A 21,782-nucleotide genomic window follows, 5' to 3' on the forward strand; every position below is an offset into this window, starting at 1 on the left:
CGATCACGGCTCACGCTCCGACGGCGGCGACGATGACGGCGGCGATCGCCAGGACGACGGAACCGGCGAGCAGTGCGCTGAGGTAGGTCTGCACGTTGCCGGTCTGGGCTCGGCGTACGGCTGCGCCGAGGAGGCGCGGGGCGGCGCCCGCACCTCGTACGTACGTGTCGACGACCTCGCGGTCCAGGAAGCGGACCAGCTTGGCGCCTGCCACGACGGGCCGTACGAAAAGGGTGTTGTAGACGGCGTCGAGGTGGAAGCCGGCGGCCGCGTGGCGGTGCAGCGGGCCCAGCAGGAGCCGGCCGGGGTCGGCGGGGTCCGGGGCTGACGCGATGTCGCCGTAGGCGGGGGTGTGGGTCGCGATGGCTTCCGCCTCGGAGAGGGCCGGGCCGTCGCCGGGGTGGGCTGCTACGGCGCCGATCGGGGGGCGGGCCGCCATGGCGGTGGTGTGCCGCCAGGCGCCGTAGGTGACCAGTCCGCCGACGAGGGCGACACCGGTGCCGAGGACGGCGGTGGTGACGGTCGGGGTGAGGGCGTGGCCGTCGAACCAGTCGGCGAGGTAGCCGACGGTGAGGCCGAAACCGAGGGAGGGGACGGCGAGGACCCACAGGACGCCGTTCATGGCGAGGGGCTGCTTGCCGTGGTCGGCGGCGGCGGGGCCACGGCCGCGGAAGGCCAGCAGCCACAGGCGGGTGGCGTACGCCGCGGTGAGGAGGGCGGTGAGAAGGGCCGCGACGAGCACGGTCCAGCCGGCGCCGGAGGGGACGCCCGTGGTCTCGCCGAGCGATGCGTGTTCGGCGGCGACCAGGACGGCTTCCTTGGAGAAGAAGCCGGCGAAGGGCGGGATCGCGGCGAGGGCGAACAGGGCGATGGTCATCGTCCAGTAGGCGTCGGGGATGCGCTTGGCCAGGCCGCCCATGCGGGACATGGCGGCGAGGGAGTTAGTGCCGGCGGCGTGGATGATCACGCCGGCGCCGAGGAACAGCAGCGCCTTGAAGGCGCCGTGGGAGAGGAGGTGGAAGACGGCGGCGCCGCGGTCGCCGACGGCCAGGGCGCCGGTCATGTAGCCGAGCTGGCCGATCGTCGAGTACGCGAGTACGCGCTTGATGTCGTCCTGGGCCAGGGCGGCGAGGGCCGAGCCGACCATCGTGACCGCGGCCATGACGGCCAGGACGGTCAGGGCGGCGGCGGAGGCAGCGAAGACGGGGAGGAGGCGGGCCACGAAGTAGACACCGGCGGCGACCATCGTCGCGGCGTGGATCAGCGCGGAGACGGGTGTGGGGCCCGCCATCGCGTCGGGCAGCCAGGTGTGCAGCGGGAACTGCGCCGACTTGCCCGCCACACCGGCGAGGAGCAGCAGGGCGATGAGGGTGGGGTGGTCCAGTCCGTCGCCGGCGACGGCGCCGAGGATGCCGGTGATCCGGAACGTACCGGCGTCGGCGGCGAGCGCGAACAGGCCGAACAGGAAGGGGACGTCGCCGAGCTTGGTGACCAGGAACGCCTTGAGGGAGGCGGCGCGGGCTTCGGGCGTCTCCCAGTAGTGGCCGACGAGGAAGTACGAGCAGATACCCATGATTTCCCAGCCGACCAGCAGCACCATCAGGTCGCCGGAGTAGACGACGAGCAGCATCGCGGAGGTGAAGAGGGAGATCAGGGCCGCGTACGAGGGGTAGCGCGGGTCGTCGCGCAAGTAGCACGTCGAGTAGAGCTGCACGCAGGTCGCGACGACCCCGACCAGGACGGCGACGAGGACCGCGAAGCCGTCGAGGTGCAGGGCGAGGTCGATGGGGACCGAGCCCGTGGGGGTGAGCTGCGTCGACGCGTCGATCGGCCCGCCGCCGCCCTGGCGTGCGGCGACGATCGCGGCCAGCACGGCGGCGGCCACGGTCGGCAGCACGGCGAGGGGGCGGACGAATCCGGGGGCGGTGCGGCCGAACAGCAGGCCGGCCGCGGCGCCGAGGAAGGGAAGGAGGGGGACGAGGACGGCGAGGGTCGTGGTCGTCACGCGGCGGCCTCAGCCTTCTCTGCGGCCTCTTGTGCGGCCTTGTGTGCCATGGCGGAAGCCTCGTCGTCGGCGGCCTGGCCTTCGACGGTGTCGCGCAGCTTGTCGATGTCCGAGGTCCCGCGGTTGCGGTAGACCATCAGGACGATCGACAGGCCGATGCCGATCTCCGCCGCGGCGATGGCGATGGTGAACAGGGTGAGTGCCTGGCCGGAGTGCAGGGCGTCGCGGAGCCAGACGTCGAAGGCGACCAGGTTGAGGTTGACGGCGTTGAGCATCAGCTCGACGGACATCAGGACCAGGATCGCGTTGCGGCGCGCGAGCACTCCGTACAGACCGGTGCAGAAAAGGAGGGCGGCGAGCACGGCGGGATAGGCGAGGTGCATCAGCGCTGCTCCTTGTCGCTGTCGCTCTTGCGGGAGAGGACGATCGCGCCGACGAGTGCGGCGAGCAGGAGAACCGAGAGCGCCTCGAAAGGCAGCACCCAGTGCTGGAAGAGGATCTGGCCACTGACCTTGGTGGAGCCCTGGGACGGTCCGTCCAGGTCGATCCACTGGGTGCGGAACGCGTCCACGACCACCCAGACGAGTGCGGCGGCCGCGGCGAGGGCCACCACGAGGGCGGCCCAGCGGTTGCCGGAGTCGGCGTCCGGGGAACGCCCGATGGGCGCCTTGGTGAGCATCAGCCCGAAGAGGAGGAGGACGACCACGGAACCGACGTAGATCAGGACCTGCACCCAGGCGATGAATTCGGCTGTCAGCAGGAGGTACTCGACGGCGAGGCCGCCGAGGGCCACGACCAGCCAGAGTGCGGCGTGCACGAGCTGCTTGGTGGTGACGGTGATGGCGGCCGCGCCGAGGGTGGCGATGCCGACGAGGACAAAGGCGATCTCGACGCCGGTCGGGGAGAGGAAACCCTGCTCGGCGGCTGCGGCGAGGTGGCTCATTCGGCGGGCCCCTGCCCCTCTTCTTGGTGCGCTGCCTGTTCCTGGGCCGGCTGCTCTTGGGCTGCGGCGAGTTTTTCGGCGGCCTTGCGGGCTGCCGCGATCTCCTTGGGCTCCTCGGCGCCCGGGTCGAGCGCGGGCGGCTCGGGAACCGTCCACATCCACTCGCGGAGCTTGTCCCGCTCGTGGGTGAGTTCGTGGATCTCCGTCTCGGCGTACTCGAATTCCGGGGACCAGAAGAGCGCGTCGAAAGGACAGACCTCGATGCAGATACCGCAGTACATGCAGAGCGAGAAGTCGATCGCGAAGCGGTCGAGGACGTTGCGGCTGCGCTCACGGCCACCGGGGGCGGCGGCCGGGACCGTCTCCTTGTGCGAGTCGATGTAGATGCACCAGTCGGGGCACTCACGGGCGCAGAGCATGCAGACCGTGCAGTTCTCCTCGAACAGGCCGATCACGCCGCGCGAGCGGGGCGGGAGTTCGGGCTGGACGTCCGGGTACTGCGCGGTGACGTTCTTCTTCGTCATCGTGCGGAGCGTGACGGCCAAGCCCTTGGCGAGGCCTGAGCCTGGGATCGGAGCCATTACTGGATCGCCACCTTCACGATGCCGGTGAGCGCGATCTGCGCGAGAGCGAGCGGGATGAGTACGGTCCAGGCGAGCTTCTGGAGCTGGTCCTCGCGCAGCCGCGGGTAGGTCACCCGCAGCCAGATGACGCCGAACGCGAGGATCGCGGTCTTGAGCAGCGTCCAGACCCAGCCGAGGCCGTCCGCGCCCCAGGGGCCGTGCCAGCCGCCGAGGAAGAGGACGGTGGTCAGACCGCACAGGACGACGATGCCGGCGTACTCGGCGAGGAGGAAGAGCGCGAAGCGCAGGCCCGTGTACTCGGTGTACGCGCCGAAGATGATCTCCGAGTCGGCGACCGGCATGTCGAAGGGCGGCCGCTGGAGTTCGGCGAGGCCGGCGACGAAGAAGACGGTCGCGCCGACGATCTGCCACGGCAGCCACCACCACTCGAAGGCGTTCAGGATGCCGGGCAGCGAGACGGTGCCGGCCGCCATCGCCACGGAGGCGGCGGCGAGCAGCATCGGCAGTTCGTACGCGAGCAGCTGGGCGGCGGTGCGCAGGCCGCCGAGTAGGGAGAACTTGTTGGCCGAGGCCCAGCCCGCCATGAGCGAGCCGAGCACTCCCACGCCCATGACGGCGAGCACGAAGAAGATGCCCGCGTCGATGACCTGGCCTACCGCGCCCTCGCTCGGGCCGATCGGGATCGCGACGAGCACCAGGAGGTACGGGAGGAGGGCGACGGCCGGTGCGAGCTGGAAGATACGGCGGTCGGCGTTGGCCGGGACGATGTCTTCCTTCTGCGCGAACTTCACGCCGTCGGCGACGAGCTGGGCCCAGCCGTGGAAACCACCCGCGTACATGGGGCCGAGGCGGCCCTGCATGTGCGCCATCACCTTGTGCTCGGTCTGCCCCACGACGAGCGGCAGGACCATGAACACGGCGAAGACGATGACCAGTCGGAAGGCGACATCGAGTACGTCGTTCACGCGTCGTCGCTCCCTTGATCCGGGGTGGTGGTGCCGGTTGTGCCCTTGTCGGCGGAGCCGGCCTGGCCGGGCTCCTTCGCGGCGCCCGCGTCGCCGCCCAGGGTTTCGTCGGCCGCTGCGTCGGCGGCTGCCGCCGCGTCGGCCTCTGTCTCTGCGGACGCGCCCGTTTTGGTCGCCGCGTCGGACTCCGCGCGCTCATCAGCGTCCTCGAACGCGGGGCGCGCGTGGTGCCAGGGCGCGTCGGCGCTACGGGCGGGTGCGGGTGCGGCCTCGCCTTCGGCGGGCGCGGCACCCTCGGCCGGCGGCGTTGCGGCCTCCGGCGTTGCGGCAGGCGTCGCCGCCTCCACCGACTGGCTCGCCGAGCCCTCGGACACGCTGCGCGCGCGGCGCGGTGGCCTTGCGGCGGCACCTTCCGGGGCCGGCGTCGCGGCCTCCGTCGCCTGGGTCGCTGAGCCCTCCGCGACGCTGCGCGCGCGGCGCGGCGGGCGGTCGGCTGCCGCACCGGGCGCGCCGGCCGCGCGCGGGGTGCGCGCGGGGCGGGCCGGGGCCGGCGGGAGCTGGCCCTTCTGGGGGCCCCATTCGTTCGGGTCGGGGACGCCGGGCGGCAGCATCTGGCGGCGCTTCGGGCCGCCGTGGTCCGACTCCCCCGGCTCCTTCGCGCCGGGCCACGCCTTGGCGACCCGGGCCGCCAGGACGAAGTCCTTGCGCAGCGGGTAGCCCTCGAAGCCGTCCGGCAGGAGAAGCGGCACCAGGTGCGGGTGGCCGGTGAAGTCGACGCCGAACATCTCGTGCGTCTCCCGCTCGTGCCACTCGGCGCCCGCGTAGATCTCGACGGCGGAGGGTACGGCGGGCGCCGAGTGCGGGACGGTCGTACGGACAAGGAGGCGTCGGACCGTACGGCCTTCGAGGGCGACGACGTGGGCGCAGACGCGGAAGCCCGTGCCCGGCTCGTCGACAGCGCTCAGCCAGTCGAAGTACGTGCAGCCGAGCTTGTCGCGCGCGATTTCGAGGGCCGCGATCCAGGAGCCGATCGGGACGTCGACAGTGAGCAGGGCGTAGGCGCGCTCGGCGGTCGCTTCCTCGCCGAAGATCTCGGTGACGGCGTCAGGCAGGCTGTCGTACGCCGTCGTGTTGGGCCTCTCGCTCACTTCCCGGCCTCCCCGGAAGCCGGGGCCAGCGGCGGCGCGACGAGGCCGCTCTGGAGGGCCGCCGTGGAGGGCCGGCCGTGACCGTAGCGCTCGCTCAGGGACTCGCGGGCGATCTTCTCCTGAAGCTTGAGGATGCCCTGGAGAAGAGCCTCGGGCCGGGGCGGGCAGCCCGGTACGTACACGTCGACCGGGATGATCTGGTCGACGCCCTTCGTCACGGAGTACGAGTCCCAGTACGGGCCGCCGCAGTTGGAGCAGGCGCCGAAGGAAATGACGTACTTCGGCTCGGGCATCTGCTCGTACAGACGCTTCACGGCCGGGGCCATCTTGTCCGTGACCGTGCCCGAGACGACCATCAGGTCGGCCTGGCGCGGCCCCGGCGCGAAGGGGATCACGCCGAGCCGGATGAAGTCGTGGCGCGCCATTGACGCGGCGATGAACTCGATCGCGCAGCAGGCGAGACCGAAGTTGAAGACCCACAGGCTGTAGCGGCGGCCCCAGTTCAGGACCACCTTCATGGGCTCGGGTGCCAGGCGCGCGAGAGCTCCCAGTCGCTTCGGCTCGGGGAGCGGCGGCAGCGTCGGTTCGGGGAGATCGACAGGGGTCACTCGGGTCACGTCCATTCGAGGACGCCCTTCTTCCATGCGTACAGCAGTCCCACGGCCAGGAAGCCGAGGAAGATGAACATCTCGACCAGGGTCGTCGCGCCGTACTCGGGCGCGGCGAAGACCGTCGCCCACGGGAACAAGAAGATGGAGTCGACGGCGAAGATCACGTACAGGAAGGCGTAGACGTAGTAGCGGACCTGCGTGTGCGCCCAGCCCTCGCCGACCGGGTCCACGCCGCATTCGTACGTCAGCAGCTTCTCCGGCGTCGGCACGACGGGCCGCAGCAGCCGCCCGGCCCCGAAGGCCACGGCGACGAAGAGGACGCCGACGACTGCGAGCAGTCCGACGACCGAGTAACTCTGGAAGTACCCGTCCGCGAGAACTGTCGGTTCCGGCACGTCCGCCCCTCTCGCTCCCTGGCTGCGCTGGCTGCGTCAGCCTCGTTCGACGATCTGTACGCACGGGAGTCTAGGCCCTGGTAAAAGTCGGGTAAGCAGCCGTCTCACGCAGTGGTGGGGTTATCCCTACTTCCGCACACCCAGTTACCCCATGGCATCCGTGGTCGGGGCCCGGCAGGCTGAGCACCATGACTGCCGGCGCCAGCGACCACCTCCCAGATTACGACCGGTCAAACCGGTCCGGCCGACCCCAGCCCGTGGGCTTCCCGTACAGCTCCGACACCTGGAAGGAGATCGCGCACCTCCTCCTGAATCTGCCGATGGCTCTCTTCGGCTTTGTGTTCACCGTGGTGGTTCTCCTCCTCGGGTGCGGACTTTCGGTCACGGTGATCGGCCTGCCGCTGCTGGCGGCGGGGCTGCTGGCGGCACGCCGGTTCGGCACGGTCGAACGGGCGCGGGCGCGGAACCTGCTCGGCGTGTACGTCGATGAGCCGAGCTCGGCGGCCGCGGGCCGGCGGCCGGGCGGCTTCCTGGCGCGGCTGTGGGCGGGGCTGAAGGATCCGGTGGGGTGGCGGACCGCGCTGTACGCGTTCATCCGGCTGCCCTGGGGCGTACTGACCTTCGCGGTCACGCTGACCGGGCTCTTCGTGCTGTGGCCGGTGCTGCCGTTTCTGGCGCGCGCGATGGCCAATGCCGACCGGGCGATGGTCCGTGGCCTGCTCTGCCCCTCCGACGAACTGGAGCGGCGGATCGCCGAACTGGAGTCGGACCGGGGCGTCGTCGTCGACACCGCGGCCGCCGACCTGCGGCGTATCGAACGCGATCTGCACGACGGGGCGCAGGCCAGGCTCGTGGCGCTCGCCATGGGGCTCGGCATGGCGAAGGAGAAGCTGACCGGCGACTTCAAGGACCCCGTCGCCGCGGCGGCGATGGTCGACGAGGCGCACGGCGAGGTGAAGCTGGCGTTGCAGGAGCTGCGCGATCTGGCGCGCGGTATCCACCCCGCCGTGCTGACCGACCGCGGTCTGGACGCGGCGCTGTCGTCGATCGCGTCGCGCTGCACGGCTCCGGTGCGGGTCACCGTCGATCTGACGGCGCGTCCGGCGGAGGCGATCGAGGGCATCGCGTACTTCACCGTCTCCGAGCTCCTCCAGAACGTCAGCAAACACAGCGGGGCGCGGTCCGTTTCCGTGGATGTGTGGCGGAGCGAGGAGCGGCTGCTGATCCAGGTGCGGGACGACGGGCGCGGCGGTGCGCGGCTGGACGGCGGCACGGGCATGGCCGGTCTGGCCGACCGGCTCGGCGCGGTGGACGGGCTCTTCCTCCTCGACTCCCCCGCGGGCGGGCCGACAACGGTGACGGCCGAGCTGCCGTGGCGGGACCGGGTGCGGGAGTAGGGAAAACCCCCGGTCAAAAACGGTGACCGGCCTCATGGTCCCGGTGTCCCCGTCCCAGCATTCTTGAGTCACACAAAGCAGCACACAGCGGCACTCATCTCAACCACCAGAGCAGAAACGGACGGCAGCGATGGCCACGGAGTACGCACCGCAGACGCGGGACCAGTGGAAGCCCGCGGGCCGCCCCCCGAAGAGGCACTTCCTTCCCCCGGCGCTGCGCGCGCCGATCGAGGCCCGGACCTGGCGCGAGTTCGGCTACCTGTTGCTCAGCCTGCCGGTCAGCGTGCTGCTCTTCGTATTCGCCGTCACCATGACGTCGCTGGGCCTGGGCCTGCTGATCACCTTCCTGGGCGTACCGGTGCTGGCGGCGTGCCTGGCCGGCTGCCGGGGTCTCGGAGCGATGGAGCGAGCCCGCGCCAGAGGCCTGCTCAAGCTGGACGTCGCGGACCCGGCTCCTGTGCGGGCCAAGACGGGTGGCGGGGGCGGGCCGATGGCCTGGATGGGCGCGATGCTCAAGAGCGGGACGTCCTGGCGCCATCTGCTGTACGCCGTACTGCACATGCCGTGGGCGGTGTTCGCCTTCTCGGTGTCGCTGGTCCTGTGGTCGTACGGCTGGGCCATGCTCACGTACCCGCTGTGGAAGTGGGTGTTCCCGGTGTACGCCGGTGTGGACGGCCTCCAGCTGTACGGCGACAACACGCACAACATCTACCTCGACAGTCCCGTCGAACTGGCCGCGACCAGCGCGTTCGGCCTGCTCATCACCCTCGCCACCCCTTGGCTCATACGCGGCCTGACGACCGTGGACCGGGTGATGGTGGCCGGGCTGCTCGGCCCGTCCCGGCTCGCCACCCGGGTATCCGAGCTGGAGTCGGACCGGGGCGTCGTCGTCGACACCGCGGCGGCCGACCTGCGGCGCATCGAGCGTGATCTGCACGACGGGGCGCAGGCCAGGCTCGTCGCCCTCGCGATGGATCTGGGACTGGCCAAGGAGAAGCTGACGCACGACCCGGAGGCGGCGGCGCGCATGGTGGGGGAGGCACACGGCGAGGTGAAGATCGCGCTTCAGGAGCTGCGGGACCTGGCCCGGGGCATCCACCCGGCCGTCCTGACCGACCGCGGCCTGGACGCGGCGCTCTCCGCGGTGGCCTCCCGGTGCACGGTGCCGGTGCGGGTGGAAGTGGACCTTCCGGCGCGGCCGGCCCCGGCCATCGAGGGCATCGCGTACTTCACCGCCTCCGAACTCCTCCAGAACGTCAGCAAGCACGCGCGGGCGTCACGGGCGACGGTCGAGGTGTGGCAGACGGCCGACCGGCTGATGCTCCAGGTGAGCGACGACGGGCAGGGCGGGGCGGACACGGCGGCCGGCTCGGGGCTGGCCGGGCTCGCGGAGCGGCTGGACGCGGTCGACGGAATCCTGGTCGCCGACTCGCCGGCGGGCGGGCCGACCACGGTTACGGCGGAGCTGCCCTGGCGCGGCTGACCCGCCCCACCACGGCCCGTTCCCCGCTCCCCGCTCCCAGCCCTCTTCCTCTCCATTCCCCTCCATTCCCCCGACCCTGGCGCCTGTTGGTCCCGATACTGGGATGCTGGGGCTCTCCGTTCGATGGAGCGGGGAGGGATTCAATTGCTGGGGGGCTTCAGGGCTGTGGAGGACAGGGTGCGGGTCGTCATCGCCGAGGATTCAGTGCTGCTTCGGGAGGGCCTGACCCGGCTTCTGACCGATCTCGGACACGATGTCGTCGCGGGTGTCGGGGACGCGGAAGCGCTGATCAAGACAGTGGGGGATCTGGCGTCGCAGGGCGAGCTGCCGGATGTGGTGGTCGCGGACGTACGGATGCCGCCCACGCACACCGACGAGGGCGTGCGGGCGGCGGTGCGGCTGCGCAAGGACTACCCCGGGATCGGTGTCCTGGTGCTGTCGCAGTACGTCGAGGAGCAGTACGCGACGGAATTGCTGGCCGGGTCGAGCCGGGGCATCGGCTATCTGCTCAAGGACCGGGTGGCCGAAGTGCGTGAGTTCGTGGACGCCGTCGTCCGCGTGGCCCAGGGCGGGACCGCACTGGACCCCGAGGTCGTGGCGCAGCTGCTGGGCCGCAGCCGGAAGCAGGACGTCCTGGCCGGGCTGACCCCGCGCGAGCGGGAGGTCTTGGGCCTCATGGCCGAGGGCCGGACGAATTCGGCGGTCGCCAAGCAGTTGGTGGTGAGCGACGGCGCGGTCGAGAAGCACGTCAGCAACATCTTCCTTAAGCTCGGACTCTCGCCCAGCGATGGGGATCACCGGAGGGTGCTGGCGGTGTTGACGTACCTGAAGACCTAGAAGACCCAGCCGGTCCCAGAACCAAAGGGTGAGCACGGAGCGTCATCGAGTAGAGCGCCGGGGGGCGAATGAATCATGGCGAAACAGGGCAATAGTGCGTCTCAAAACGGGGTCCAGTATGTGATAACCCCAGGGAAGGACACCCTTACCGACGTAGGGTGGGCCCTGGGGCCACCGGCTGGCCGGCCGGCCCCGAGCAGCCGCCTCGAGGGAGGTCCAGTTCAGTGACCAGCCAGGTCAGTAGCCCGGCCGAGAAGGCCAACGGATCCGATGGTGCCGACGGAGTGAATGACACCGTCGTCGGGGAACAGCGCAGCACGCGGGCCCGGAGAGGGTCCGAAAAGGAACGGTCCGAAAAAGAGGTCCGCCGTCTGGACCGGGTGATCATTCGTTTCGCGGGTGACTCCGGTGACGGAATGCAGCTCACGGGCGACCGCTTCACTTCGGAGACGGCGACCTTCGGAAACGATCTGTCGACGCTGCCTAACTTCCCTGCCGAGATCCGGGCACCCGCCGGCACCCTTCCGGGCGTATCCAGCTTCCAGCTGCATTTCGCCGACCACGACGTCCTGACGCCCGGCGACGCGCCCAATGTCCTGGTGGCCATGAACCCGGCCGCGCTGAAGGCGAACATCGCGGACGTCCCGCGCGGCGCCGAAATCATCGTCAACACCGATGAGTTCACCAAGCGCCCGATGGCCAAGGTCGGGTACGAGACGTCTCCGCTGGAGGACGGCTCCCTGGCGGCGTACAACGTCCATCCGGTCCCGCTGACGACGATGACGATCGAGGCGCTCAAGGACTTCGGCCTGTCCCGGAAGGAGGCCGAGCGGAGCAAGAACATGTTCGCTCTGGGCCTGCTGTCGTGGATGTACCACCGGCCGACCGAGGGAACCGAGAAGTTCCTGCGGACCAAGTTCGCCAAGAAGCCGCAGATCGCCGAGGCCAACGTGGCGGCGTTCCGGGCCGGCTGGAACTTCGGCGAGACCACCGAGGACTTCGCGGTCTCCTACGAGGTCGCCCCAGCGACCAAGGCGTTCCCGCCGGGGACGTACCGCAACATCTCCGGGAATCTGGCGCTGTCGTACGGCCTGATCGCCGCGAGCCAGCAGGCGGACCTGCCGCTGTATCTGGGCTCGTACCCGATCACTCCGGCCTCCGACATCCTGCACGAGCTCAGCAAGCACAAGAACTTCGGCGTGCGGACCTTCCAGGCCGAGGACGAGATCGCGGCCATCGGCGCGGCGCTGGGTGCCGCCTTCGGCGGGCAGCTGGCCGTGACCACCACCTCGGGTCCCGGTGTGGCGCTGAAGTCGGAGACCATCGGCCTCGCGGTGTCGCTGGAGCTGCCGCTGCTGGTGGTCGCCATCCAGCGCGGCGGCCCGTCGACCGGACTGCCGACCAAGACCGAGCAGGCCGACCTGCTCCAGGCGATGTACGGCCGCAATGGTGAGGCCCCGGTGCCGATCGTGGCGCCGAGGACCCCCGCCGACTGCTTCCACGCGGCCATGGACGCGGCCCGGATCGCTCTGACGTACCGGACGCCGGTGTTCCTGCTGTCCGACGGCTACCTGGCCAACGGCAGCGAGCCGTGGCGGATCCCGGAAATCGACGAGTTGCCGGACCTGCGCGTGCAGTTCGCGACCGGCCCGAACCACGAGCTCGCCGACGGCACCGAGGTCTTCTGGCCGTACAAGCGCGACCCGCAGACGCTGGCGCGTCCGTGGGCGGTGCCCGGCACCCCGGGCCTGGAGCACCGTATCGGCGGCATCGAGAAGCAGGACGGCACGGGCAACATCTCCTACGACCCGGCCAACCACGACTTCATGGTCCGCACCCGCCAGGCCAAGATCGACGGCATCGAGGTCCCGGATATCGAGGTCGACGACCCGGACGGCGCGAAGACGCTGGTGCTGGGCTGGGGCTCGACGTACGGGCCGATCACGGCCGCCGTACGACGGCTGCGGGCGGCGGGAACGCCCATCGCGCAGGCTCACCTGCGCCACCTCAACCCGTTCCCCCGGAATCTCGGTGAGGTTCTGGGGCGTTACGAGAAGGTGGTCGTGCCCGAGATGAACCTCGGACAGCTGGCCACCCTGCTCAGAGCCAGATACCTGGTCGACGCTCACTCGTACAACCAGGTCAACGGAATGCCGTTCAAGGCCGAGCAGCTCGCCACGGCTCTCAAGGAGGCCAACGATGCCTAAGGCGAACGAGACGCTTTCGCTGGTCCCCAAGGCCGAGGCCAAGCAGTCCATGAAGGACTTCAAGTCCGACCAGGAAGTGCGCTGGTGCCCCGGTTGCGGTGACTACGCGGTCCTTGCCGCCGTGCAGGGGTTCATGCCCGAGCTCGGGCTGGCGAAGGAGAACATCGTCTTCGTCTCCGGGATCGGCTGCTCGTCGCGCTTCCCGTACTACATGAACACGTACGGGATGCACTCGATCCACGGCCGCGCGCCCGCGATCGCGACCGGCCTCGCTTCGTCGCGGCGTGACCTGAGCGTGTGGGTGGTGACGGGTGACGGTGATGCGCTGTCGATCGGCGGCAACCATCTGATTCACGCGCTGCGGCGCAACGTCAACCTGAAGATTTTGCTCTTCAACAACCGGATCTACGGGCTGACCAAGGGCCAGTACAGCCCGACCTCCGAGCTCGGCAAGATCACCAAGTCGACGCCGATGGGCTCGCTCGACGCGCCCTTCAATCCGGTGTCGCTGGCGATCGGCGCCGAGGCCAGCTTCGTCGCCCGTACGGTCGACTCCGACCGCAAGCACCTCACCGAGGTGCTGCGGCAGGCCGCCGACCACCCCGGCACCGCGCTGGTGGAGATCTACCAGAACTGCAACATCTTCAACGACGGCGCCTTCGATGTGCTCAAGGACAAGCAGCAGGCCGAGGAGGCCGTGATCCGCCTCGAGCACGGGCAGCCGATCCGCTTCGGCGCCGAGGGGTCGAAGGGTGTCGTACGGGATGCGGCCACCGGCGATCTGAAGGTCGTCGCGGTGACCGCCGACAACGAGTCGCAGGTCCTGGTCCACGACGCGCACGCCGCCTCGCCCACGACGGCGTTCGCGCTCTCGCGCCTCGCCGACCCGGACACGCTGCACCACACCCCCATCGGGGTGCTGCGCAGCGTCGACCGCCCGGTCTACGACACCCTGATGGCCGACCAGCTCGATACCGCCATAGAGCAGAACGGCAAGGGCGATCTGAGTGCGCTGCTCGCGGGCAACGACACGTGGACTGTCGTCGGCTGACGCGGCCCTGTTGTCGCCAGGAGGGGCGCCCGGTCCTGAGGGACCGGGCGCCCCTCCTTTCGTCTCTCTGCGTTTTGCGTCTCTCTGCGCGAGATGTAATGACCGTATTGGAATACGGACATGACACATGGGCTGGGTCGGCGCTACCGTCAGCACGATGATGTGTGCGGGTGGGGAGAGCCAGTGAAGTCGGTCAACGAACAGCGGTCGGGGTTGCTGTACGGCATCGGCGCCTACGGGATGTGGGGGCTCGTGCCCCTGTTCTGGCCGCTGCTCAAGCCGGCCGGCGCGATGGAGATCCTGGCCCACCGCATGGTCTGGTCCCTCGCCGTCGTCGGAATCGCGCTGCTGGCGGTACGCCGGTGGTCATGGATCGGGGAGCTGGTCCGTCAGCCTCGCAGGCTGGGGCTCATCGCGGTCGCCGCGACCGTCATAACCGTCAACTGGGGCCTGTACATCTGGGCCGTCAACAACGGCCAGGTCGTCGAAGCGTCCCTCGGCTACTTCATCAATCCGCTGGTCACCATCGCCATGGGTGTCCTGCTGCTGAAGGAGCGTTTGCGGCCGGCGCAGTGGGCGGCGGTCGGGATCGGCTTCGCTGCGGTGCTCGTGCTGGCCGTCGGGTACGGGAAGCCGCCGTGGATCTCCCTGATCCTGGCGTTCTCGTTCGCGACGTACGGCCTGATCAAGAAGAAGCTCAACCTCGGCGGCGTGGAATCGCTGGCCGCCGAGACCGCCGTCCAGTTCTTGCCCGCGCTGGGTTATCTGCTGTGGATCGGGTCGCACGGGGATGCCACCTTCGGTGCACAGGGGGCGGGCCATGCGGCGCTGCTCGCCGCCACCGGCATCGTGACCGCCGCGCCGCTGGTGTGCTTCGGCGCGGCGGCGATACGGGTGCCGCTGTCGACGCTGGGGCTGTTGCAGTACCTCGCGCCGCTCTTCCAGTTCGGGCTGGGTGTTCTGTACTTCCACGAGGCGATGCCGCCGGAGCGGTGGGCGGGCTTCTCGCTCGTCTGGGCGGCGCTGGCGCTGCTCACGTGGGATGCGCTGCGGACGGCTCGCCGGGGGCGGTCGGAGGCTACGCGGTTGGCGGCGGTTGCGCTGGCTGCCGGCGCAACCGCCAGTGCGGGTGGCTTGCCTGGCGCTGCGGATGAGCCCGCGCCGGCGGCCAAGTCGGCCCCCTGAGCGAACAGCCCCGGCAGGGCCCCGGCCTACGCCGCCGGGACGGACCCGGGCTGGGCCTGGGCCTGAGCGGCGGCAGTGGACGGGGACGCCTCCACCAGTCGCCCACCGCGCCGCCCCCGCAAACCGAACGCCGTGATCGCCGCGCCCACCACCACCATCGCCACCGGAACCGCAAGCGCCGCCCGGAACGCGCTGAGCGTCGACTCCGGCGAGCCGTCACCGCCCGCCGCCACCAGGCCGTACACCGCCGTCACCGCCGAGATCCCCACCGCCGAGCCGAACTGCGTCGCGGTCTGGAGCAGTCCGCCCGCCAGGCCCTGCTCCTTCTCCTCGATGCCGTCCGTCGCGGCGATCGTGAGCGGCCCGTACGCCAGGGCGAACGCCGTGCCCGTCAGGAACAGCGTCGGCAGCATCGCGGCGTACGACCAGTGGAGCCCCACCGGCAGGAACAGCACGTACGACACGATCGCCAGCATGAAGCCGCCGAAGATCACCCGCGCGTTGCCGAACCGGTTCACCAGGCGCGGCGTCAGCGTCGGCGCCAGCACCGCGTCCGTGCCCATGACCACCAGCGCCAGCGCGGTCTCCAGCGAGGACCAGCCGCGCAGTTCCTGGAGGTAGAGCGTGACCATGAACTGGAAGCCGAAGAAGGAGCCGACGAAGAGCAGCGCCCCCAGGTCGGCGCGGATCATCGACGCCTTGCGCAGAATGCCGAGCCGTACGAGCGGCGCGGCCGAGCGGCGCTCGATCGCGACGAACGCCGCCGCGAGCAGCAGTCCCGCGGCCACCGCGCCGGCCGTGAACCGCCAGCCGTCGAAGCCGTGCTCCAGCCGTACGATCGAGTACGCCAGCAGCAGCATCGCCCCGGCGGCGGTCGCCGCACCCGCCAGGTCGAAGGAGCCGCTGCGGCGGGCCGGCCGCGCCTCCGCCGGGAGCAGCCGCAGCGCCGCGATCAGGATGAGCCCGCCCAGCAGCACCGGGGCGAAGAACACCCACCGCCAGCCCAGCTGGGTCAGCAGCCCGCCGATGACCAGGCCGAGCGTGAAGCCGCCGGCGGCCGTGCCGGCGAAGACGAGCAGGGCCTTGTTGCGCTGCGGACCCTCCTCGTACGACGTGGTGATGATCGACATCGCGGCCGGAGTCATGAAGGCCGCTGCTACGCCCGTCACGAAGCGGGCGACGATCAGCATCCAGCCCTCGGTCGCGAACCCGCCCAGCACGGAGAAGCCGAGGAAGACCGTGAGCCAGGTGAGGAACATCCGCCGCCTGCCGAACAGGTCCGCCGCACGCCCGCCGAGCAGGGTGAATCCGGCGTACCCGAGGACGTACGCGCTCATCACCCACACCGCGGTGCCGGTCGGCAGCTCCAGGTCGGATCTGATGGACGGCACGGCCACCGAGAGCATGGCGACGTCGATGCCTTCGAGAAAGATCGTGCCGCAGAGTACGAGTAGCAGTGCCCAGGCGCGTCGAGTCATGGGTGGTGACCTCTCACATCAAGTCAGTTATCGGAATGCCGGTCGGTTCTCTCTTGTAACCATTGGCATCCTGAGGCAGCATCACGGCCTATGGAAGAAGGCACTTTGAAGTCACCGAGTAACTGCGAAGTCACCGACTCCCAGGGGGCCTACGGCGACACCGACCCTTTCCAGTGGGACACCCGTGAGGACTGCGAGGTCCGCCAGATCCTCGACCGCGTGGCCGACAAGTGGTCGCTGCTGGTCATCGCGCTGCTCGACAGCCACGTGCTGCGCTTCACCGAGCTGCGGCGCAAGATCGACGGCATCAGTCAGCGCATGCTGACGGTGACGCTGCGTCAGCTGGAGCGCGACGGGCTCGTCAAGCGCACGGTCCATCCGGTGGTTCCGCCGCGTGTGGAGTACGAACTCACCCCGCTCGGCGCGACGTTGCACACCACGATCCGCTCACTCGTCACGTGGACCGAGCAGCACCAGAACGAGATCGCGGCGGCCCGCGCGGACTACGACGCCCGTACGGCGGCCGAGGAGGAAGCGACGCCCGCCGCCGTCACGGCCGCGAACTGATTCACTCAGCGAGCGCGGCTCTGTCGCTGCCGCCGGCGCCGGCGCTCTGGCGGGCCCGGTGGGCGCGCGCCTTGCTGCGGTTTCCGCAGCGCTCCATCGCGCACCAGCGGCGGCGGCCGGGGCGCGAGGTGTCGACGAACAGCAAGTAGCAGTCGTGCGAGCCGCATTCGCGGATGCGGTGGGCGTACGGCCCGGTGAACAGGTCGATCGCGTCGCGGGCCACCGTCGACAGCAGCTGAGTCCCAGTGGCGCCCGGCGCCCACGCGCGTACGGCGCCCACGCGCGTACGGCGCCCACGCCCGTACCGATGTCGATACGGGCGACCAACGCCTCCCCCGCCGCGCGCTCGTTGACCACATCAAGGTCGGCGGCGGCCAGCGCCCGGCCGTGGGCGCGGTCTGCGGCCAGCCGGTAGAGCGCGTCGCGCAGGGCGCGCGCGTCCGCGAGCTCACTCGCGCTCACGGCCAGGCCGAGGCGGGCCGGGAGCCGGCTCCGCCCTGCCCAGCGCACCAGATCGGCCGGCTCGTGCAGCACCTCGTAGCGGGCGAGCAGCCCGGGGCCTCCGGTCGGCAGCAACTCAAGGCAGAGGGCGCCCGGATCGAAGAGGAACGGGCGGCCCTCCGGCGTGCGCAGGATCAGTCCGGGCGTGTCCGTTGCGGGCTCCATCACGTAACCACTCTAACTGGTTAGCACGATACTGCACCAGAAGCTCGTCGTGGACGCCGCGCACGGCGGGATCCGGTCGCCGTCCGGCATCCGGACGACCCGTACGACACTCGGCCGCCGGATCCTCTTCCAGCGCGTACCGGAGATGAAGACGGTCAAGCAAACCGACCCCGAGAGCAACGAGTTCTGCGCCCACTGAAGCTCTGGCTTGGCTCAAGTCGGGGTTGGCCTTCCCCGCCGGGCGGCATGGTCGATTGACCAGTACGACCGACCGACCGACGGGGGACCTGATGAAGGACGTCATACGCCCGGCCGGCGCGGCACTCGCCGCGTTCGCCTTTCTCGCCGGCGCGGCGGCCTGCACCACGCCGCCGCCTCTTCCCGGGCAGCAGCAGTCGACGGCGAGCCCCCGGCCCGGCCTGCCCGCCGAGCAGCGGCTCGCTGCGGCCGCGACTGCCGCCCTGACCGACCAGGACACGCTCGACGAAGAAGGTACGTTCGTACTTTCGGCGGCCGGTGGCATCGACGGCTCCAACAACCAGAGCGAGATCACGCCCAGCACTCGCCTGCTCGTCGAGGCGGCCTGCGCGGGCGAGGGATCGGTGACCCTCACCGTCACCTCGGGCAGCGCCAAGGCCCGTCGGCACCTCGCCTGCGCCGCCAAGCCACGCGCGAAGACCTTCACCTTCACCACCCGTGCCGGCTCGATCTCCTTCGATGCCGACCGGGACACGGCCACGCGCGGCGGTCTTGCCTACCTCGCGCGCCGTCCGGCATCCGAACACCGCTGACCGGTTTCCGCTCTTGACGGAGAGTCAAGCTCTCCCTGAACATTCAGCACGCACAGCTCACGCGTAGCTCACGCACAGCCCTTGCACCAACAGCTCCAACGCCCCGCGCCGCCACCCGCGTCGAGGGGCGTCTCGCACGTTCCGTCAGTCCCCGTACGGAATCCGGAGCCCCCACATGAACCACTCCCAGCACTCCAAGCTCTCGAGTCTCTCCCACCCCAGACGCACCGCCACAGCCGTCGCCGTCGCCCTCGCCCTCACCGGCCTGGCCACCGCCACCGCGCCTTCCTCCGCCGCCGCCCCGGCCGCGGCGCTCGCCGCCCCCGACATACCCGTCGCCAACGTCAAGGCGCACCTCACCCAGCTCCAGTCGATAGCCACCGCCAACGGCGGCAACCGCGCACACGGCCGCCCCGGCTACAAGGCCTCCATCGACTACCTGAAAGCGAAGCTGGACGCCGCCGGATTCACCACCTCCGTCACGACGTTCACCTCCAGCGGCGCGACCGGATACAACCTGATCGCCGACTGGCCGGGCGGCGACCCGAACCAGATCCTGATGGCCGGCGCGCACCTCGACTCGGTCAGTTCGGGCCCCGGCATCAACGACAACGGGTCCGGCTCCGCCGCCGTCCTGGAAACCGCACTCGCCGTCTCCCGCGCCCAGCTCAAGCCCACAAAGCACCTGCGGTTCGGCTGGTGGGGCGCGGAGGAGCTCGGCCTCGTCGGCTCAAAGGCGTACGTCAACAGCCTGCCCACCACGGAGCGTTCGAAGTTCACCGGCTACCTCAACTTCGACATGATCGGCTCGCCGAACCCCGGCTACTTCGTCTACGACGACGACCCCGCCATCGAGAAGACGTTCAAGGACTACTACGCGGGCATCGGCGTCCCGACCGAGATCGAGACCGAGGGCGACGGCCGCTCCGACCACGCCAACTTCAAGAACGTGGGCATACCGGTCGGCGGCCTCTTCACCGGCGCCAGCCGCACGAAGACGAGCGCCCAGGTCCAGAAGTGGGGCGGCACCGCCGGCACGGCCTTCGACCGCTGCTACCACTCCTCCTGCGACACCACGGCGAACATCAACGACACCGCCCTGGACCGCAACAGCGACGCGATCGCCCACGCCATCTGGACGCTGGGCAACGAGCCGACCGTCCCGCCCGGCGACGTCCACGAGAACACCACCGACGTCGCCGTCCCGGACAACGGCGCCGCTGTCACCTCTTCCGTCACCGTCTCCGGCCGTACGGGCAACGCCCCGGCCACGCTCAAGGTGGGCGTGGACATCAAGCACACCTGGCGCGGTGACCTGGTGGTGGACCTGCTCGCGCCCGACGGGACGGCGTACCGGCTGAAGAGCTCCAGCAGCAGCGACTCGGCCGACAACGTGATCGCCACGTACACGGTGGACGCGTCGAGCGAGGCGGCCAACGGCATCTGGAAACTCAGGGTCCAGGACATCGCCGCGCAGGACACCGGCTACATCGACAGCTGGAAGCTCACCTTCTGATTCCCGTCTGGACGGCCCGGCCCCGGCGGGGGCCGGGCCGTCTCACGCCCCTCAGGCCGAGATGTCCTTCGTCGTGAAGCGCGCCCAGGCCGCCGAGCCGAACACCGCCGCGTACAGCGCCTGGAGCCCGAGGTTGTCCAGCACCTCGTCCCAGTAGACCGGCTCGCGCAGCAGGTCCGTGAAGGACAGCCAGCGGTGCGGGAAGAGATACGGATGGATCGCGTCCAGCTGCGGGATCGTGTCCAGGATCTGCACGGTGATCAGCAGCCCGACCGTCGCCGCCATCGCCGCTACGCCGCTGTTGGTGAGGGTCGAGACGAACACGCCGATCGCCGCGAGTCCGACCAGCGAGGCCGCCACGACCGCCGCCACCACTGCGGCCCGTACCAGGCCTTCTCCGAAGCTGATCTGCGTACCGGAAATCGTCGTGACTTCCCCCAGCGGGAAGAGCAAAGCCCCGGTGGCCAGCGCCGATGCGGCCACCGTCAGCGTTGCGACCAGGCAGAAGACCATCGTGGACACGTACTTGGCGAGCAGCAGCCGGGTACGTCCGGCCGGCGCGACCAGCAGATAGCGCAGCGTGCCGGCGTTCGCCTCGCCCGCCACCGCGTCGCCCGCGATGACGCCGACAGCCATCGGCAGGAAGACCGGGAGGGTCGCGGCGAGCGCCGCGAAGACGAGGAAGAGACCGTTGTTGGTGATCTGGGTCAGGAAGGCCGGGCCCGCGCCGCCCCCTTCTCCTCCACCGCCGCCACCGCCGCCGATCGACGATCCGTCGCTCGTCTCGATCTTCACCGCGATGCCGATCAGCACGGGTACGGCGGCCAGCACTGCCAGCAGCGCGAGTGTGCGCCATCGCCGGAAGGTGGTGGTCAGCTCGGAACGGAGGAGGCCGAGGGTCCACAGCGGACTGCGGGCCCGCTGTGGACCGACCGTCGGCCGAACCGTCGTTTCGGCCTGCGGCTCAACGTGCGACTCAGCCTGCGACATCGAAGCCCTCCCCCGTCAGCGCCACGAACGCGTCCTCCAGCGAGGTCCGTGCGACGCCGAAAGACCTCACCCGTACATCGGCCCGCACCAGCGCGGTGTTGATGTCGGCCGGATCCACATCCCCCGGCGGCAGCTCCCCGGTCACCCGGCCGCCCTCCGTGACCACCAGGTCGGTTACGCCCATTTCCTTGAGCACCCGCGCCGCGTCCGCCGTGTCCGGTGTGGTGACGGCGAGCCGCCCGCGCGCACCGGCCGCCAGTTCGGCGACCGGACCCTGGACGATCAGCCGCCCCTGGGCCATCACCGCCGCGTGCGTACACACCTGCTCGATCTCGTCGAGCAGGTGCGAGGAGAGAAAGACCGTCGTACCTTCCGCCGCCAGTTCCCGCACCAGCGAGCGGATCTCGCGCATGCCTTGCGGGTCGAGACCGTTCGTCGGCTCGTCGAGCACGAGCAGCTTGCGCGGCTGAAGCAGCGCGGACGCGAGCCCGAGCCGCTGCTTCATCCCCAGCGAGTACGCCTTGGCCTTCTTACCTCCCGCCGCAGTCAGGCCCACGCGGTCGAGCGCCGCCGCGACACGCGCCCGGCGGGTGCGCGGGTCGGCCGCCGGATCGGCCGCGTCGTAACGGATCAGGTTGTCGCGGCCCGACAGGAATCCGTACAGCGCGGGCCCCTCGATGAGCGCGCCGACCTGCGGGAGCACGGTACGGGCGGCGCGCGGCACGGGCCGGCCGAGCAGCGTCGCCGTACCGGAGGTCGGCTCGATGAGCCCCATCAGCATCCGGATGGTGGTCGTCTTCCCGGAGCCGTTGGGCCCGAGGAAGCCGAAGACGCTGCCGGCGGGCACGCTGAGGTCGAGCCCGTCGACGGCGAGCTGCCCGCCGCGGAAACGCTTCGTGAGCCCACGTGTGTCGATCACGGCCTCACTACCCACGGCAGACAGCTCCTCCATCCCCGCTCCGC

General features: G+C 70.3%; 21 protein-coding genes and 1 pseudogene. 10 read left to right on the plus strand and 12 right to left on the minus strand.

Annotated elements, in window-relative coordinates; genetic code table 11:
* Nucleotides 1-10 precede the first annotated feature (10 nt).
* The 8 genes from J7E89_RS17160 to J7E89_RS17195 are packed head-to-tail and all read right to left on the minus strand — an operon-like array spanning nt 11 to nt 6,651.
* Nucleotides 11-2,005, minus strand: coding sequence for an NADH-quinone oxidoreductase subunit L (locus J7E89_RS17160; protein WP_214974419.1), 1,995 nt, complete (start codon nt 2,003-2,005; stop codon nt 11-13).
* Nucleotides 2,002-2,388: an NADH-quinone oxidoreductase subunit NuoK gene (nuoK, locus tag J7E89_RS17165; RefSeq protein WP_214974420.1), complete on the minus strand. Its 387-nt coding sequence runs from the start codon at nt 2,386-2,388 to the stop codon at nt 2,002-2,004. Before nuoK ends, J7E89_RS17160 begins: the two co-directional genes overlap by 4 nt.
* Complete coding sequence (locus J7E89_RS17170; protein WP_214974421.1) at nt 2,388-2,948, minus strand: NADH-quinone oxidoreductase subunit J; 561 nt, start codon at nt 2,946-2,948, stop codon at nt 2,388-2,390. The genes nuoK and J7E89_RS17170 overlap by 1 nt, the downstream gene beginning before the upstream one ends.
* Nucleotides 2,945-3,529, minus strand: coding sequence for an NADH-quinone oxidoreductase subunit I (locus J7E89_RS17175; protein ID WP_214974422.1), 585 nt, complete (start codon nt 3,527-3,529; stop codon nt 2,945-2,947). Before J7E89_RS17175 ends, J7E89_RS17170 begins: the two co-directional genes overlap by 4 nt.
* Nucleotides 3,529-4,497, minus strand: coding sequence for a complex I subunit 1 family protein (locus J7E89_RS17180; protein ID WP_214974423.1), 969 nt, complete (start codon nt 4,495-4,497; stop codon nt 3,529-3,531). Before J7E89_RS17180 ends, J7E89_RS17175 begins: the two co-directional genes overlap by 1 nt.
* Nucleotides 4,494-5,645, minus strand: coding sequence for an NADH-quinone oxidoreductase subunit C (locus J7E89_RS17185; RefSeq protein WP_214974424.1), 1,152 nt, complete (start codon nt 5,643-5,645; stop codon nt 4,494-4,496). Before J7E89_RS17185 ends, J7E89_RS17180 begins: the two co-directional genes overlap by 4 nt.
* On the minus strand, nt 5,642-6,268 hold the full coding sequence (locus J7E89_RS17190) for an NADH-quinone oxidoreductase subunit B (RefSeq protein ID WP_214974426.1): 627 nt from the start codon (nt 6,266-6,268) through the stop codon (nt 5,642-5,644). Before J7E89_RS17190 ends, J7E89_RS17185 begins: the two co-directional genes overlap by 4 nt.
* Entirely contained in the window at nt 6,259-6,651 is a 393-nt protein-coding gene (locus tag J7E89_RS17195; RefSeq protein ID WP_093799593.1) for an NADH-quinone oxidoreductase subunit A, read from the minus strand. Before J7E89_RS17195 ends, J7E89_RS17190 begins: the two co-directional genes overlap by 10 nt.
* Nucleotides 6,652-6,839: 188 nt before the next feature.
* Between J7E89_RS17195 and J7E89_RS17200 the strand changes: the two genes are divergently transcribed.
* The 6 genes from J7E89_RS17200 (at nt 6,840) to rarD (ending at nt 14,811) form a co-directional block, all read left to right on the plus strand.
* The gene (locus tag J7E89_RS17200; protein ID WP_214974428.1) at nt 6,840-8,048 is read left to right on the plus strand and encodes a sensor histidine kinase; all 1,209 of its coding nucleotides are present in this window, start codon (nt 6,840-6,842) and stop codon (nt 8,046-8,048) included.
* 130 nt (nt 8,049-8,178) lie between these two features.
* Nucleotides 8,179-9,531: a sensor histidine kinase gene (locus J7E89_RS17205; RefSeq protein ID WP_214974431.1), complete on the plus strand. Its 1,353-nt coding sequence runs from the start codon at nt 8,179-8,181 to the stop codon at nt 9,529-9,531.
* Nucleotides 9,532-9,708: 177 nt separating this feature from the next.
* Nucleotides 9,709-10,368: a response regulator transcription factor gene (locus J7E89_RS17210; protein WP_214974433.1), complete on the plus strand. Its 660-nt coding sequence runs from the start codon at nt 9,709-9,711 to the stop codon at nt 10,366-10,368.
* A gap of 224 nt (nt 10,369-10,592) precedes the next feature.
* Nucleotides 10,593-12,575, plus strand: a complete 1,983-nt coding sequence (locus J7E89_RS17215) for a 2-oxoacid:acceptor oxidoreductase subunit alpha (protein ID WP_214974435.1) — start codon at nt 10,593-10,595, stop codon at nt 12,573-12,575.
* Complete coding sequence (locus J7E89_RS17220; protein WP_214974437.1) at nt 12,568-13,626, plus strand: 2-oxoacid:ferredoxin oxidoreductase subunit beta; 1,059 nt, start codon at nt 12,568-12,570, stop codon at nt 13,624-13,626. Before J7E89_RS17215 ends, J7E89_RS17220 begins: the two co-directional genes overlap by 8 nt.
* A 183-nt stretch (nt 13,627-13,809) precedes the next feature.
* Nucleotides 13,810-14,811, plus strand: coding sequence for an EamA family transporter RarD (rarD, locus tag J7E89_RS17225; RefSeq protein WP_214974439.1), 1,002 nt, complete (start codon nt 13,810-13,812; stop codon nt 14,809-14,811).
* Between the two features lie 26 nt (nt 14,812-14,837).
* Here rarD and J7E89_RS17230 read toward each other — a convergent pair whose 3' ends face one another.
* On the minus strand, nt 14,838-16,289 hold the full coding sequence (locus J7E89_RS17230) for an MFS transporter (RefSeq protein WP_214974442.1): 1,452 nt from the start codon (nt 16,287-16,289) through the stop codon (nt 14,838-14,840).
* A 90-nt stretch (nt 16,290-16,379) separates the two neighbouring features.
* On the opposite strand from J7E89_RS17230, the gene J7E89_RS17235 reads away from it, so the two are divergent.
* The gene (locus J7E89_RS17235) at nt 16,380-16,856 is read left to right on the plus strand and encodes a helix-turn-helix domain-containing protein (RefSeq protein WP_214974444.1); all 477 of its coding nucleotides are present in this window, start codon (nt 16,380-16,382) and stop codon (nt 16,854-16,856) included.
* Between the two features lies 1 nt (nt 16,857).
* Here J7E89_RS17235 and J7E89_RS42395 read toward each other — a convergent pair.
* Nucleotides 16,858-17,522, minus strand: a pseudogene (locus J7E89_RS42395) (ABATE domain-containing protein).
* Between the two features lie 49 nt (nt 17,523-17,571).
* Here J7E89_RS42395 and J7E89_RS17245 point away from each other — a divergent pair.
* The 3 genes from J7E89_RS17245 (at nt 17,572) to J7E89_RS17255 (ending at nt 19,829) form a co-directional block, all read left to right on the plus strand.
* On the plus strand, nt 17,572-17,721 hold the full coding sequence (locus tag J7E89_RS17245; protein WP_214974507.1) for a hypothetical protein: 150 nt from the start codon (nt 17,572-17,574) through the stop codon (nt 17,719-17,721).
* A 91-nt stretch (nt 17,722-17,812) separates the two neighbouring features.
* Complete coding sequence (locus J7E89_RS17250) at nt 17,813-18,313, plus strand: hypothetical protein (protein WP_214974446.1); 501 nt, start codon at nt 17,813-17,815, stop codon at nt 18,311-18,313.
* A 175-nt stretch (nt 18,314-18,488) separates the two neighbouring features.
* Nucleotides 18,489-19,829: a M28 family peptidase gene (locus J7E89_RS17255; RefSeq protein WP_214974448.1), complete on the plus strand. Its 1,341-nt coding sequence runs from the start codon at nt 18,489-18,491 to the stop codon at nt 19,827-19,829.
* 51 nt (nt 19,830-19,880) lie between these two features.
* Here J7E89_RS17255 and J7E89_RS17260 read toward each other — a convergent pair whose 3' ends face one another.
* Together J7E89_RS17260 and J7E89_RS17265 are read right to left on the minus strand one after the other, a co-directional pair.
* The gene (locus J7E89_RS17260; protein ID WP_214974451.1) at nt 19,881-20,819 is read right to left on the minus strand and encodes an ABC transporter permease; all 939 of its coding nucleotides are present in this window, start codon (nt 20,817-20,819) and stop codon (nt 19,881-19,883) included.
* Nucleotides 20,806-21,771, minus strand: coding sequence for an ABC transporter ATP-binding protein (locus J7E89_RS17265; RefSeq protein ID WP_214974453.1), 966 nt, complete (start codon nt 21,769-21,771; stop codon nt 20,806-20,808). Before J7E89_RS17265 ends, J7E89_RS17260 begins: the two co-directional genes overlap by 14 nt.
* Nucleotides 21,772-21,782 lie beyond the last annotated feature (11 nt).

Origin of the sequence: Streptomyces sp. ISL-100 (assembly GCF_018614615.1) — a bacterium.
Lineage (GTDB): Bacteria > Actinomycetota > Actinomycetes > Streptomycetales > Streptomycetaceae > Streptomyces.

What these genes read in the sequence shown, in the direction of transcription:
- nuoK (WP_214974420.1), bottom strand. Translation starts at nt 2,388, where the DNA reads ATGCACCTCGCCTATCCCGCCGTGCTCGCCGCCCTCCTTTTCTGCACC.
- J7E89_RS17170 (WP_214974421.1), bottom strand. Translation starts at nt 2,948, where the DNA reads ATGAGCCACCTCGCCGCAGCCGCCGAGCAGGGTTTCCTCTCCCCGACC.
- J7E89_RS17175 (WP_214974422.1), bottom strand. Translation starts at nt 3,529, where the DNA reads ATGGCTCCGATCCCAGGCTCAGGCCTCGCCAAGGGCTTGGCCGTCACG.
- J7E89_RS17190 (WP_214974426.1), bottom strand. Translation starts at nt 6,268, where the DNA reads ATGGACGTGACCCGAGTGACCCCTGTCGATCTCCCCGAACCGACGCTG.
- J7E89_RS17200 (WP_214974428.1), top strand. Translation starts at nt 6,840, where the DNA reads ATGACTGCCGGCGCCAGCGACCACCTCCCAGATTACGACCGGTCAAAC.
- J7E89_RS17205 (WP_214974431.1), top strand. Translation starts at nt 8,179, where the DNA reads ATGGCCACGGAGTACGCACCGCAGACGCGGGACCAGTGGAAGCCCGCG.
- J7E89_RS17220 (WP_214974437.1), top strand. Translation starts at nt 12,568, where the DNA reads ATGCCTAAGGCGAACGAGACGCTTTCGCTGGTCCCCAAGGCCGAGGCC.
- J7E89_RS17230 (WP_214974442.1), bottom strand. Translation starts at nt 16,289, where the DNA reads ATGACTCGACGCGCCTGGGCACTGCTACTCGTACTCTGCGGCACGATC.
- J7E89_RS17235 (WP_214974444.1), top strand. Translation starts at nt 16,380, where the DNA reads ATGGAAGAAGGCACTTTGAAGTCACCGAGTAACTGCGAAGTCACCGAC.
- J7E89_RS17250 (WP_214974446.1), top strand. Translation starts at nt 17,813, where the DNA reads ATGAAGGACGTCATACGCCCGGCCGGCGCGGCACTCGCCGCGTTCGCC.
- J7E89_RS17255 (WP_214974448.1), top strand. Translation starts at nt 18,489, where the DNA reads ATGAACCACTCCCAGCACTCCAAGCTCTCGAGTCTCTCCCACCCCAGA.
- J7E89_RS17260 (WP_214974451.1), bottom strand. Translation starts at nt 20,819, where the DNA reads ATGTCGCAGGCTGAGTCGCACGTTGAGCCGCAGGCCGAAACGACGGTT.
- J7E89_RS17265 (WP_214974453.1), bottom strand. Translation starts at nt 21,771, where the DNA reads ATGGAGGAGCTGTCTGCCGTGGGTAGTGAGGCCGTGATCGACACACGT.